This window comes from Flavobacterium difficile (genome assembly GCF_011392115.1).
Lineage (GTDB): Bacteria > Bacteroidota > Bacteroidia > Flavobacteriales > Flavobacteriaceae > Flavobacterium > Flavobacterium difficile.
This window is the reverse complement of record NZ_JAAJBT010000004.1, coordinates 1-14,913: the sequence shown is the minus strand read 5'-3', so window position 1 is coordinate 14,913 and position 14,913 is coordinate 1. Positions and strand designations below refer to the sequence as shown.

The window sequence follows — 14,913 nt, the reverse complement described above, 5'->3', positions numbered from 1 at the left end:
ATTACGCTTTTTTACATTTTATAGTTAATTATTTTTTGGCAACTTTTACATAAAGCTAGTTTTTCGTTATCAATTGTTGTTAATTTTTCTGCTGCACTTGTCATTACGCAACTTTTATCAGGACAATGAGGCAATCCTAAATTATGACCAAATTCATGTACAGCTACTTTTCGTAACCTTGTCATTTCTGTATTATGACTTTTACTTTTGATTCTAAAATTAGAAACTATTGCACTTTTTCCAGGTCTATAGGCTAATCCCATTATGCCAAAATCGCAATATTTCCATTTTGGTTCTAAAATTTGACCATTTTTATCGTTTTTTGTTACTGATATGTCTTCATTTGTTAATCCTAAAACATAATATACGTCTTTTGGGATATTTTGGTTTTGAATTTTTATAATACTATCTGCACGATATCTAGGAGATTTGAGAGTTGTATAAGCAGTTTTCGGTAAGGGTTTATTAGGTAAAATTTTAGTCTTTAAACCGTAAAAACTATCGATTACAAAGGAAATTATTTTTGCATCTTCATTAGAAAATTTTTCATAAGGTTGAATTCCAACAATCCTTTCATCTGATTTTATGGTTTGTTTATTTTCTTTTGTACAAGAAATTGCTAACAAAATCAAACCTACAATATATTTTTTCATTTTGATAATTTTAATAAAAAAAGAGGTACAAAAACTATACCTCTTTTAATAATTAAATTATATATTTGAACAAATTAATTCTTTATAATTTACCGTTTTTAATTTCTTCTACAATTTCTGGATTTAATAAAGTTGAAATATCTCCGAAATTAGAGAAATCACCTTCAGCAATTTTTCTTAAGATGCGGCGCATAATTTTTCCAGAACGGGTTTTAGGTAAGCCAGATACGAATTGAATTTTATCTAATTTCGCAATTGGTCCAACTTGATCTGAAATCAATTGATTAATTTCTTTTGATAAGTTATCTTTATCTCTTCCTTCGCCTCTTTCTTTTAAAATTACGAAACCATATAAAGCATTTCCTTTGATATCGTGGGGAAAACCAACAATAGCACTTTCCGCTACAGCTTGATGTTCATTGATAGCATCTTCAATAGGTGCTGTTCCTAAATTGTGTCCGGAAACTATAATTACATCATCGACACGACCAGTAATTCTGTAATAACCTACTTCATCTCGTAAAGCACCATCACCTGTGAAGTATTTTCCTGGAAAAGCTGTAAAATAAGTTTCCTTATATCTTTGATGATCGCCCCAAATGGTTCTAGCCATTGACGGCCATGGGAACTTAATACATAACGAACCCGTTACTTGATTGCCTTCAATTTCATTTCGTAATTCATCCATTAAAACCGGTTGAATTCCTGGTAAAGGTAAAGACGCGTAAGTCGGTTTGGTTGGAGTTACAAAAGGAATTGGAGAAATCATAATTCCACCAGTTTCTGTTTGCCACCACGTATCTACAAGTGGACAACGCTTTCCTCCTACGTGATCGTTATACCAATGCCAAGCCTCTTCATTAATTGGTTCACCAACTGATCCGATTACTTTTAAAGAACTTAATGGAAAACGTTGTACGTAGTCTAAACTTTCTTTCGCCAAAGCACGAATTGCCGTTGGAGCTGTATAAAACTGATTCACTTTATGTTTTTCGATAACTTCCCAAAAACGACTAAAATCTGGGTACGATGGCACACCTTCAAATATAACGGTTGTAGCACCATTTAAAAGTGGTCCGTATAAAATATAAGAATGACCGGTTATCCAGCCAATATCTGCGGTACACCAATACACATCATTTTCCTCATAATTGAAAACATTTTTGAACGTGTAAGCTGTGTACACCATGTATCCTGCAGTGGTATGCAACATTCCTTTCGGTTTTCCTGTTGAACCGGAAGTATACAATATAAATAAAGGATCTTCAGCATCCATAATTTCAGCTACATTATTTCCAATAGCTTCATCTAAAAGCGGTTGCAACCAAATGTCGCGTCCTTCTTTCATCCTGACTTCAGTATTAGTTCTTTTAGCCACTAAAACTTTTTCCACACATGGACATTTTTCTAAAGCTTCATCAACAATTCCTTTTAAATCAACAGATTTGTTTCCTCTGAAACCACCATCTGAAGTAATGACCATTTTACATTCTGAATCGTTAATTCTTGCTGCTACAGCGGAAGCAGAAAATCCAGCAAAAACTACAGAATGAATGGCACCAATTCTCGCACAAGCTAAAACTGCAACAGCTAATTCTGGAATCATTGGTAAATAAATACAAACTCTATCTCCTTTCTTTATGCCTTGTTCGCGAAGTACATTAGCCATTTTGGCAATTCTTACATATAATTCGTTATATGAAATATGTACTGCGTCTTCATTTGGATCATTCGGTTCAAAAATGATTGCCGTTTTATCCCCACGTTTTGCTAAATGCCTGTCAATACAATTTTTCGTGATGTTTACTTTTGCGTTTAAAAACCATTTAAAATTGGCTTCTTGCATATCTACTTCAAAAACTTTATCCCATTTTTGGTACCAAGTAAAATTTTCATCAGCAATGCGATCCCAAAATTTTCGGGGTTCACGAACTGATTTTTTATACATTTTGAAGTAATTTTCTAAATCTTTGATTTTATAATAACTCATTATAGTACTGTTTCTGTTTAATAGTGTAAATATAAGTATTCTATTTATTCGTTGTTGATTTTTCTTGCTAAATAAGTATAGTTAAATTTTTTATTTAAAAGAACCAATTTTTGTTGTAGAAAAATTAGTAATTAATTCATTTACAATCTCTTCATCATCAATGGTTGAGGGTATTTGGAAGTTTTCACCATCAACAATACTTCGCATTAATTTTCTTAAAATTTTTCCAGAACGTGTTTTGGGTAATCTTTGAACTGTAATTACATCACGTAAGGAAGCAACTGCTCCAATCTGTTGACGCACTAATTGCACAACTTCCTGTTGCAATTGAAAATGCTCCATGTTTTCTCCAGATTTGGTAACTACTAAAGCTAACGGAATTTGACCTTTTAATTCATCATTGATACCAATTACTGCACATTCAGCCACAGCATGATGAGAAGAAACAATTTCTTCCATTTCTGCAGTTGATAGTCGATGTCCGGCTACATTTATTACATCATCTACTCTACCTGTTATAAAAATATAATCGTCTTGGTCTTTAAAACCGCCATCGCCAGAAAAATAATACCCTGGAAATTTATTCAAATAACCAGACTTAAAACGTGCATTATCTTTCCATAAATCTAACATCGTTCCGGGTGGTAATGGTAATTTAATTACTACATATCCTTCTTCATTCGGACCGAGTTCTTCACCCTTTTCATTGAAAATTTGAATGTTATATCCAGTCACAGCTTTTCCAGCTGAACCTGGTTTTATAGGTAAAAACTCGACTCCCATCATATTTGCAATCATAGGCCATCCGGATTCTGTTTGCCACCAGTGATCAATTGCAGGAATTGGAATATGTTGTTGGTACCATTCTAAAGTAGCGATATCACAACGTTCTCCAGCTAGAAATTGTGTTCTTAAACTCGATAAATCGTATTGTTTGATGAATTCTCCATTTGGATCTTCTTTTTTAATAGCTCGAATGGCTGTTGGAGCTGTAAACATGACATTTACTTTATGTTCTGCAATTACACGCCAAAACGTACTTGCATCTGGCGTTTTTATCGGTTTACCTTCAAAAAGAATGGTTGTATTTCTGTTTATTAAAGGTCCGTAAACGATAAAACTATGTCCAACCACCCAACCTACATCGGATGCAGCCCAGAAAATTTCATCAGGTTTCACACCGTAAATATATTGCATTGAATAGTTAAGTGCTGTGGCATAACCACCTGTATCTCTGACAATTCCTTTTGGTTTTCCTGTTGTGCCTGAAGTATATAAAACGTATAAAGGATGAGAAGCTTCAACTGGCACACAAGGTGTTTCTTCTGAACCATAAACTAACGCATCATAATCTACATCATACTTTTTAAATGGAATTCTTGCACCTAATTTTCGATTTAAAACCACCACTTTTTTTGGTTTGTGTTCGGCCAATTCGATGGCTTCGTCTACTAAAGGTTTGTACGCAATTAATCGGTCTACTTCTATTCCAGAAGAAGCTGTAAGTATCACTTTGGGTTTACAATCGTCAATTCTTATGGCTAATTCATGAGGTGCAAAACCACCAAAAACAACTGAATGCGTTACACCTATTCTAGCGCAAGCTAACATAGCGAATGCAGCTTGTGGAATCATTGGCATGTATATAACTGCAGTATTTCCTTTTTTCAAACCTAATGACAATAACCCTCCAGCAAGTTTAGCAACTTCAGTTTTGACTTCGTTATAAGTAAACTTTTTTACAGTTTGTGTAACTGGTGAGTCATAAATTATAGCAATATTTTCTCCAAAACCGTCTTGAATATGTTTGTCAAGTGCTAAATAACAAGCATTTATTTCTCCATCTGCAAACCAAAGTGGATACTCCTTTTCATCTTTTGATAAGATTATTGAAGGATTTTTGTACCATTCCAGTTGATTCGCTTGTTCTTTCCAAAAATCTTCTGGATTTTCTATACTTTTATTATATATTTCTTTATAATTCATTATTTCTTTTGCTTTATTTTTAAATTTACAACGTAAATGTAACGAATATTATCAAGCCGAAAGAAATAATCTTGCTAAATAAGTATATATAGAAATGAGACAAAAAAATCCTAAACTAGTTCGGATTGCATATTAATTTAGTAACTCTAAAACTTGATCTACTACTTTTTTAATGGAAAAAGGTTTTGTCAAATAAGCATCTGCACCTAAGGTCATACCTTTTTCTATATCGCTTGCTTTGTTTTTTGCTGAAAGGAAAATCACTTTAGTATGAGCCAAATTGGTATCCTTTCGGATTTGTTCTAAAGTAGCATAACCATCTACCATTGGCATCATGACATCCAAAATGATTACATCTGGAAAATTTGATTTGACTATGTCTAAAGCTTCCTGACCATCGCGAGCGATAAATACTTCAAAATTATTTTTTTTGAACGTATATTCTAAAGACATAACAATATTAGGTTCATCGTCTACTATTAAAATTTTCTTCATAATTAACTGCTTTCTGTATTCTTATTTTTTGGTAAAGTAAAAACAATACAAGCACCTTTTACAGAAGGTTCAGCCCATATTTTACCTTTATGGTATTCCATGATTTGCTTACAAATCGCTAATCCTAAACCACTTCCAACTGGTTTTTTTATGTTTTGATTAGTGGATTGATAAAATTTATCAAAAATAACTTCAAAATCTTCTGAATGTATTCCTTTACCATTGTCTTGTACGAAAGTATGAATAAAATTATTCTTTTCCTTAATTTGTATCGTAATTAATCCATCTGTTTCCGGACAAAACTTAATTGCGTTAGATAATAAATTGGTCACAACTTGCACAATTCTGTCTTCATCGTAGAAGGCATTTACCTTTGACTTACTTTCAATATGAATGGTAATGTTCTTGTTTTTAATCAATTGCTGTAAAGGCTCAATAGATTTCTCAATTGTTTCAACCAAATTATGTGGTGTAGGATGAATGGTTTGTTTACCGGTTTCAAATTTTTCTAAATCGAGAATTTTATCAATTAAACGATTCAATCGATCTGATTCTGAAATGATATTTTGCAAAAATTGTTTTTTTAATTCTTCTGGAATTTCGTCATCATCGTGTAAAATTTCACTAGCTGCTCGAATAGCTGTAATTGGAGTTCGAAGTTCATGTGTTACAGTATCTAAGAATTCATCTTTTTGTTGATCTTTAACCATTAATGAGGTATTCGCTTCTTGTAATTTGGCTGTGATGACTTTTAGTTCGTTGGAAGTTTCCGTTAATTTTTTATTAATGATGATATTTTCTTTTGATTCTTCTAATATTTTTAAAACTTCTGGCAAGGTAATTTTCTCTTCTTTTACTACACTAGAAATTAAAATTCTAGCCGATGCCGTACCGATATGTCCGGTTAATAAATTTTCAGAAAACTTAATCAAACGCGCATCTGCTAATTCTATATCTTTATCTACGTTATATTTCACATTGAAAATATTCATGGCACGTTTGGTTCTTTCTTCTCCCAAAAATCGAGTTAACACTTTTTCAATATCATTTCTATAAGCGGTTCCTTTCCAGATGAATGCATTTTCATGATTCGTGATGTATTTGTTAATATCTACAAACATTTCAGCATAATTTCTTTCTCGATAATTTCCTTTAAAACTTACAGAAACCGAAAAATAAATCACCGAATTGAATAATAAACTCCAAAATAAAGCATGTGGAATCGGATCTAAATAATCTAAACCAAATAATTGAAACGGTTTAAGTAATTCAATATTAAAATAACCGTTAGACACAAAAGTGCTTTCACTGTTCGTAATTCCGACACTGTAAGGAATTAGTAATGTGAATAAACATACTATGAATCCCATTAATATACTATAAATAGCTCCTAATCGAGAACCACGTCTCCAAAATAAAGCTCCAAAAAATGCGGGTGCTAATTGCGAAATTACAACAAAAGCAATCATACCAATGGAAACTAAATTATAATCTAATCCGAAATATCTGTATATAAAATAGGAAAGGATAATAAGCAAGAAAATCCCTATTTTTCTACTATTTAAGATACTTTTACTGCTAATGGTATCGGCACTTTTTAGTTTTCCAAGTAAGTTATAGGGAATTAAAATATTGTTGGTTACCATGGTGGATAATCCGATAGATGAAACCACAATCATTGAAATAGCTGCTGAAAATCCACCCAAAAAAACCAAAACCGTCAAAATTTTGTTATTGAATAATTGTGGAATTAACAATGAGTACGCATCGGAATTGATTTCCTGACCGTCGAACAAAATATTTCCGCCCCAAGCAATTGGATACACGAAAATATTAAATAACAATAGATAAAGTGGAAACAACCAAACAGCAGTATTAATGTGTTTTTCGCGATTATTCTCAATTACAGAAACTTGAAATTGACGTGGTAATAAAAAAATAGCAAACATGGAAAGTATGCAAAGAAGAAACCAATTAATAGCTTGAGGCAATCCACCAATCGTATTTTTTTCTTTAAAATTTTCTAATACACTAGCTTTTTGATAAATATCATCGAAACCATCAAAAACAAAAAAAGTAACGTAAACTCCAATAAGTACAAAGAAGACCAATTTTAAAACACTTTCCATAGCCACTGCAGTAACAATTCCTTTTCTTTTTTCGGAGGCATCTACGTAGCGAGTTCCGTAATAAGAAGCGAATAAAGCAAGTGCAATTGCGACATAAGTTGTAGTATCATCGAAAATTAAGGAAGTCATTGAAGTTTTTGTTACGATGTGAAACGTTTCTGCAATGGCTTTCAGCTGTAAGGAAATGTACGGAATAATTCCAGTTAAACAAATAACGGTTACAATAGCGCCTAAAAAACGGCTGTTTCCATAACGAAGTGAAATAAAATCGGCAATACTTGAAATTTTATTTACGCGAGAAATTCGTATGATTTTCTTTAAGATTAAAATCCATGATGGTGCAATAATAATTGGACCTAAATACACGGGTAGATAAGTTAATCCACTGTCGGCAGCTACACCAATACTTCCATAATACGTCCATGCTGTACAATAAACCGCTAAAGATAAAGTATAAACGTAAGGATTATTCGTCCATTTGCTATTTCCATTTTTTTCTGCCCAATGTGCGATGTAGAATAGAATAGCTAAATAAATAGTCAAGATGATTAATAGGATAATGCTATTCATGGTATCGAATCATGATATATAAAGAAACTAAAATAGAAGCCAGCCAAGTGGAAAAAATAAAAACATAACTACTAGGAAAGCCAAAAATATTTTTAGAAGAATCAAAAAGCAATACAATCGGCATATTTAAGCAGATAAGAACTACTATTGAAATAATTACTAATTTTTGTTGGTGTCTTTTTTTCATAGGTTTAGCCAGAAAACCGCTCGGGCAAGAAGTTATTGTTTTTTTAGATTAAAAATTATTTTACTAATTTACAGAAAGTTTTTAAAATGCAACCATTTTAAATTGATAAAAGCCCTTATCATAAATAAGAGCTTTTTTCTAACAAAATAAATTAACTTAACTAATCGTCATATTCATTTTTAAAAGAATACCATCCGAAAATAGCTAATCCGGAAACAATTAAGGGTAATAAAACAAAGAAGATAATAATTGCAAAAACCAAATCATCTTGTTTTCCTGTTGCGAATTTTCCACCGAAAATTTCATAACTATAATAGGCAACTGCTGCGGCTAAAGCCATCCAAACGATACCTAAATATTTTTTTATTGCGTTCATACTTTTAAATTTTAGTCGTGAAGTGTATTAATTTTTCTATCAATGTAAATCATTCCAATAACGAAACAAACTGCTGCAATTCCAATTGGATACCATAACCCTTCTAAATAAAATTCAGGATTACCACCATCTTTTGCGGAAGTTACGAAATACGTAGAAATAGCTGGTAGCAAGCCACCGAAAATTCCATTTCCAACATGATAAGGTAACGACATCGAAGTATAACGAATTTTCACTGGGAACATTTCAACAAGGAAAGCAGCAATTGGTCCGTATACCATCGTAACAAATATTACTTGAATAAATACTAAGAAAACCAGCATCCATTTATCGCTACTATTGATTGTTTTGGTAATTTTAGTTTCAATTTTCTCTTTACCTTTTTCATCCACCATTAATTTTCCTGCTTCGAAATGTTTCGTTTGAATTTCTTCTACCGCAGTTCCATCTGTATACATTTTAGTTGTAGTATAAATTGAATCCATTTTAGTAGCATCAACTTCTTTCATCGATGGAACTACTTTTGTATTGGCTACAATTTCAGATTTTAGAGTTAAATCTGTGGTTTCATACATTTGCTTATAAATTGGTCTGTATAACAAAATCGCAATTAACATTCCACCCATCATGATGTATTTTCGACCTACTTTATCACTCAACCAACCGAAAAACACGAAAAATGGCGTTCCTAAAATTAATGCGATTCCTAATAACATATCTACTTGAGACGAGTCGATACACTGAACTGTTTTTAAGAAATTCATTGCATAAAATTGACCCGTATACCAAACCACACCTTGCCCCATTGTAGCTCCGAATAAAGCCAGAAGTACAAATTTTAAGTTGTATTTGTTTCCGAAACTTTCTTTTAAAGGATTAGTTGATGTTTTTCCTTCCGCTTTAGTTTTAGCAAAAGCTGGCGATTCGTGCATGTTTTTACGAATTAAATACGATACGAATACCATTAAAATGGAAACCCAAAACGGTACTCTCCAACCCCAATCGTCAAATGCTTCTTTAGAAAGTGCACTTTTTGTAATTAGAATTACCATTAATGAAATGAATAGACCAACAGTAGCTGTTGTTTGAATCCAAGATGTCCAATACCCTTTTTCACCGGCTGGTGCATGTTCTGCTACATAAGTCGCTGCTCCACCATATTCTCCTCCCAAGGCCAAACCTTGTAATAATCTTAAAATTAAGACTAATATTGGTGCTGCATAACCAATAGTTTCAAAACTTGGAATACACCCAATTACAAATGTAGCACCACCCATTAACATTAACGTAACCATGAATGTATACTTTCTTCCGATTAAATCGCCTAATCTTCCGAAGAATAAAGCTCCGAACGGACGTACTACGAAACCAGCAGCAAAAGTGGCTAAAGTAGATAAGAATGCAGCCGTTGGATTATCAGACGGAAAGAATTTTGTAGATAATACTACCGCTAAACTTCCAAAAATATAGAAATCATACCATTCAATCATCGTTCCCATTGAGGAAGCGGAAATTACTTTCCAAATTCCAGTTGTTTTTTTATCGCTCATAATTATTAATTTGTTGATTATAAATAGATTTGTAATTGTAAAATAAATTCTCCTTTGCTATTTTCAATTCTATCTACAGCACTGTAATTAGGACGTGTAGAATATTGCGTTGTAATTTTTGCATGATGACCATCTAAGAAGAAATTCGCACCGATATCAAATTGATTACTAGCTTTTTTAAGTGCTTCAAAATTTTTGTAAGTATAAGCTGTGAAAGGTTGAATTCTTAATTTAGGCTTTTCGTTTTTGTTTGGTAAAAGTACGCCAGCTTGTGTATACCAAATAGATCCTGTACCGATCATAGGTTGTAAATTTCCAGCACCAGCCAAAGCTGTTGTACCTGTAAAAGTAGGATCTGGAATTCCTTCATTCATAATTCCTAAATTTCTTAAATAATTCGGACCAAAATCATAATTATAGTAAACACTATATGCGGTTACCGCCATTTTCTTTTCTTTAGCGCCGATTGGCATGTCTAAAAATGCATCTGCAGCAAATAAATTAATTCCATGTTCTTCTTTCACACCATTAACTGAGGTTAAAGTTGATTTTGGAGCATTATAAAAACCAGCACCTAAATTGAACATTTTTTTCGTGCCTAAGTAACTTCCTACTTTATAGGGAAGAAAATTTGATTCTTTATCTAAAAACTGATATTCAACATACCCTGCTTTAGACCATTGCGAAACATTATTATTATCTACAGCTCTTGCCAAATCAGGGTTTGTGACATCCACTGGAACTTGATTGGTTGAAAAAGGCTTGTTTAAACTAAAACGGTATTCGATTTTATCATATTTACCTTTGGCAAAAATTCCGATTTGTCTGGCGAATTGATCAGAATTTTCAATTAGTGGCCAATTGAAAATAGGTGCATCAACTGTCATGTAATTTAAAGTAGAAGACATTGTCATTCTTGATAAACCCATGTAATAATGCAATCCACCTCCTACAGATAAACTAAAAGATTTTGAATCTTTAGGTAAAACTAAAGCATATTCATTCCAAGCATCATGAAAAAATAGACCTGGTTTTTTCCCTGCACCATAACCGCCAGTTCCTGCAGCTCCTGAAGCACCACCATTAATAAAAGTTTGGTTATTAATACCAATGTGTGTAACAATCATGTAACGTGGTGTAATTTGTGCATACGCTAAAACACGCAAACGTCGTAAACCAGCATCTTCAAATCTTGATAAGGATTCTTCTCCAATAACTGTCCCAGGATTTAATTCTGTTGAACGAAGCCAGACTTGGTTCCAAGTGATAAATCTCATGTACTTTGTACCTTCTGGATTTAAATTAAATTTCATTCCGCCTCCATAATCTAAAGAGCCTTGTGAAAAGGACAAAACTGAAAAGAAGAAAGCAGTAATACTTACTATTTTTCTCATAATAAATTTGTTTTTAGTATTTGATTAGTGCAGCCAAATTCTAAAAAAAAATAAGTGAAAAAAATTTTGATATATATATTTGTAAAGTAGTATAGTTAATCTTTAAAACGTTCCCATTTTATTAACATAAATTTATCTCCTAATTCAGTGATGATCATTCCTGCTCCTGATAAAATATCTTTATTTTTAAGAAATTCTACCAATTCGAGATGATTAAAAATTTTATATGTCGGATGATAATTAGAATTTTCAGGTTTTTTTATTTTAAATTCTTTTACCCAATTGCTAATGGAAACGTGAGACACCCCAATTATTCGTTCAATCTCTCTAAAACTAAGTCCTTCCAAGTATAATTGAAGTGCTTTTGTTACATAATAATCGTCTATTTTTTTTCCTAGTTTATTGACACTGAAGAAATAATTACAAGATTTACATAAATATCTTTGTCTGTTTTTGACAATTCCACTCTTTACAATCTGATTATTTTGACATTTTGGACAGGCTAAAATTTCCATATATATAAATTTTGCATAAATATACTAATTTAGCAAAATAATAAAAATAGAATTCATAAAAATTTAAATATTTTTTTTAATAACTCGTAAAAATACTGAAGTTTATTTATATAAAGCATAAAAAAAGCGCAACCAGTGCGCTTTTAGAAATTTATCATTCGTTGTAGACTAATATTCCATTAGCTCTTTTAATGCAGTTTCAAAACGAGCTTTTGGTAAATATTGATCTTCAATAGCTTTTACAAACGGAATTGGTGATTCTAAACTACCTACTCTTTTTACAGGAGCGTCTAAGTATTGAAAACAATTTTCCATAATTAATGCTGAAATATCACTCGCCACACCACCAAATAAAGTATCTTCTTGTAGAATGATACATTTCCCAGTTTTTTGAACTGAGGCAAAAATTGATTCAGTATCTAATGGTTGTAAGGTTCTTAAATCTAATAAATCAGCTGAGATTTCAGAATTCTTGGCTAATGTTTCCAGAGCCCAATGTACTCCAGCTCCGAAAGAAATAATAGTTACATCATTTCCTTCTTTTATCAAAGAGGCTTTTCCAAAAGGAATAGTGTAATAATCCGTTGGTACATCTTGATACACGCTTCTATACAATTGTTTATGTTCGAAAAACATAACTGGATTAGGATCATTAATCGCGGTATTTAACAAACCTTTTACATCATAAGGAAAAGCAGGATAAACCACTTTTAAACCTGGTGTTTTGGTAAACCAAGCTTCATTTGTTTGAGAGTGAAAAGGTCCTGCTTGCGTTCCACCACCACATGGCATACGTACTACGACATCAGCTTTTTCATTCCAACGGTAATGTTGTTTGGCTAATAAATTCACAATTGGATTGAAACCCGTTGAAACGAAATCAGCAAATTGCATTTCAACAATAGCTTTATGTCCGTTTATTGACAATCCCATGCCTGTTGAAACTACTGCACTTTCGCAAATTGGCGTATTTCTTACTCTTTCTTTTCCAAAAGCATCTACGAAACCTTCTGTAATTTTAAATGCTCCTCCATATTCTGCGATATCTTGCCCCATAATAACCAAGTTATCATGACGTTCCATAGATTGTTTTAAAGCTTGAGAAATGGCATCAACCACTCTGATATTTTCTTTAGTATCAGAAGGTTTAAATTCTTCATATTGATAAGGCATGTAAACATCATTCAATTCCTCAGCTAAATCTGCAACTACTTCTGGAGCAGCTTGAGTTATTGCCCAATGTTCGTCGATTTCTGCTTTAATTTCTGTACGAATTTGTTCGTCTACTTCTTCAGATAATACATCTGTAAGTTTTAAATATTTTCTGAAATTTTCAATAGGGTCTTTTTCAGCCCACATGTCCATTAATTCTTGAGGAACATACTTTGTACCACTCGCCTCTTCATGTCCACGCATTCTGAATGTTTTAAATTCTAATAATACAGGACGTGGATTTGCTACCATCGAAGCTTTTAATGCCGTAATTTTGGTATAAACTTCCAAAATATTATTTCCATCGATAATATGACTTTCCATTCCGTAACCTACACCTTTATCTGCTAAATTTTCACAACGATATTGTTCGTTTGTTGGAGTTGAGAGTCCGTAACCATTGTTTTCAATTACAAATAAAACCGGTAAATCCCATACAGAAGCAATATTTAACGCTTCGTGAAAATCTCCTTCGGAAGTTGCGCCTTCACCCGTAAAAACAGCAGTTATTTTTCCGTTTTGTTTTAATTTATTAGCTAATGCGATTCCATCAGCGACACCTAATTGGGGTCCCAAGTGCGAAATCATACCAATAATTTTATATTCTTGTGTGCCAAAGTGAAAACTTCTATCGCGACCTTTTGTAAAACCAGTTGCTTTACCTTGCCATTGAGAAAATAATCGATTTAAGGGAATTTCACGAGAAGTAAATACACCCAAATTACGGTGCATAGGTAAAATGTATTCGTCTTTATCCAAAGCACATGTTATTCCAACAGAAATTGCTTCTTGACCTATACCTGAAAACCATTTTGAAACTTTTCCTTGACGCAAAAGGATAAGCATTTTTTCTTCAATAAGTCTTGGTTTTACTAATTTTTTATATAAATAAATTAATTCCTCGTTGGTTAAATTCTGTCTTTCAAAAATCATAATTGCTGGTGTAAAATTTTGCTCAAAAGTAGTAAAAATAACATTTTAAAAGAATTATGTTAAGATTTTATTTTTCAAAAAAAATGAATTTATTTTAGCATTAATGTTTATACATTAAAAAAGAGAAAAAAAAGCAAAGTTCTAACTTCCAACCTATAACTTTTTTTATCTTTGCCAAAATTAATTTATTACAATATGTCATTACGATACAGGTTAGCTTTTTATTTATTTGGATTATTGATAGGATTTTATTTTGTTGGTGAATTTTTATCTGCAAAAGCAACCTCTAAAGGCGTAACCTTTTGTTATTTTCCAAATTGCAGAGTAATTAAGGATATTAGAAGTAAACCTTTCAAAACTTCAGCTAATGTGGATAGTATTTTTGCCAAAAAAACGACAACAATGAAAGAAATTGACATTGCACTTTCTAATGGAGATGTAGATTTTGAAAAAAGTAACATTCCTTATAAAAACGGCAAAAAATACGTTATTGAATCTCAATTATCTGATAACAAAAAAGTTACAATGACAATAATTAACGAAACCAACCAAGTAATTTTAGAGGAAATAAAATTTAATTAATTATTTTTTATTTTTACTTGGAAATATAAAAATTGAGTGTATATTTGCACTCGCAATACGGAAGTAGCGCATTTATTGGGGCGATTAGCTCAGCTGGTTCAGAGCACCTCGTTTACACCGAGGGGGTCGGGGGTTCGAACCCCTCATCGCCCACCAATATGAAACTCCTTAAGAAATTAAGGAGTTTTTTTTTGCCTAATTTTAAAAGATTTGCTTAGCTGGTTCAAAGCATCCCGATGCAATCGGGAGGGTCGGGGGTTCGAACCCCTTTCCGAGGAATCGGGACTAGCTATCGCCCACCAATATCAAACTCCTTAAGAAATTAAGGAGTTTTTTTTATG

The 14,913-nt window shown here is 32.4% G+C and carries 10 protein-coding genes, 2 tRNA genes and 1 pseudogene; 3 read left to right on the top strand and 10 right to left on the bottom strand.

The window, feature by feature from the left end; genetic code table 11:
- Positions 1-11: 11 nt before the first annotated feature.
- From G4D72_RS07640 to G4D72_RS07595, 10 genes and pseudogenes are all read right to left on the bottom strand, one after another.
- Positions 12-653 carry a matrixin family metalloprotease gene (locus tag G4D72_RS07640; protein ID WP_166077071.1) on the bottom strand — a complete coding sequence of 214 codons (642 nt, stop codon included), beginning with the start codon at positions 651-653 and terminating at the stop codon, positions 12-14.
- Positions 654-735: 82 nt separating this feature from the next.
- A complete protein-coding gene (gene acs, locus G4D72_RS07635; RefSeq protein WP_166077070.1) occupies positions 736-2,643 on the bottom strand; it encodes an acetate--CoA ligase in 1,908 nt (635 codons plus the stop codon).
- Positions 2,644-2,733: 90 nt separating this feature from the next.
- Positions 2,734-4,638, bottom strand: a pseudogene (locus tag G4D72_RS07630) (acetate--CoA ligase); the annotation flags it as partial.
- A 123-nt stretch (positions 4,639-4,761) separates the two neighbouring features.
- Complete coding sequence (locus tag G4D72_RS07625) at positions 4,762-5,124, bottom strand: response regulator transcription factor (protein ID WP_166077068.1); 363 nt, start codon at positions 5,122-5,124, stop codon at positions 4,762-4,764.
- Positions 5,125-5,126: 2 nt separating this feature from the next.
- Entirely contained in the window at positions 5,127-7,823 is a 2,697-nt protein-coding gene (locus G4D72_RS07620; RefSeq protein WP_166077067.1) for an ATP-binding protein, read from the bottom strand.
- 347 nt (positions 7,824-8,170) lie between these two features.
- Positions 8,171-8,386, bottom strand: a complete 216-nt coding sequence (locus G4D72_RS07615; protein WP_166077066.1) for a DUF6814 family protein — start codon at positions 8,384-8,386, stop codon at positions 8,171-8,173.
- Between the two features lie 11 nt (positions 8,387-8,397).
- Positions 8,398-9,936: an MFS transporter gene (locus G4D72_RS07610; protein WP_166077065.1), complete on the bottom strand. Its 1,539-nt coding sequence runs from the start codon at positions 9,934-9,936 to the stop codon at positions 8,398-8,400.
- Between the two features lie 17 nt (positions 9,937-9,953).
- A complete protein-coding gene (locus G4D72_RS07605) occupies positions 9,954-11,330 on the bottom strand; it encodes a porin (RefSeq protein ID WP_166077064.1) in 1,377 nt (458 codons plus the stop codon).
- A 95-nt stretch (positions 11,331-11,425) separates the two neighbouring features.
- Positions 11,426-11,845 (bottom strand): IS1 family transposase, encoded by a 420-nt coding sequence (locus G4D72_RS07600; RefSeq protein ID WP_166077063.1) that lies wholly within the window; start codon positions 11,843-11,845, stop codon positions 11,426-11,428.
- A gap of 168 nt (positions 11,846-12,013) precedes the next feature.
- Positions 12,014-13,990, bottom strand: a complete 1,977-nt coding sequence (locus tag G4D72_RS07595; protein WP_166077061.1) for an alpha-ketoacid dehydrogenase subunit alpha/beta — start codon at positions 13,988-13,990, stop codon at positions 12,014-12,016.
- A gap of 195 nt (positions 13,991-14,185) precedes the next feature.
- On the opposite strand from G4D72_RS07595, the gene G4D72_RS07590 reads away from it, so the two are divergent.
- From G4D72_RS07590 to G4D72_RS07580, 3 genes are all read left to right on the top strand, one after another.
- Positions 14,186-14,572 carry a DUF4258 domain-containing protein gene (locus G4D72_RS07590; RefSeq protein ID WP_166077060.1) on the top strand — a complete coding sequence of 129 codons (387 nt, stop codon included), beginning with the start codon at positions 14,186-14,188 and terminating at the stop codon, positions 14,570-14,572.
- Between the two features lie 78 nt (positions 14,573-14,650).
- Positions 14,651-14,728, top strand: a tRNA-Val gene (locus tag G4D72_RS07585).
- Between the two features lie 51 nt (positions 14,729-14,779).
- A tRNA-Cys gene (locus G4D72_RS07580) sits at positions 14,780-14,848 on the top strand.
- Positions 14,849-14,913: the final 65 nt, after the last annotated feature.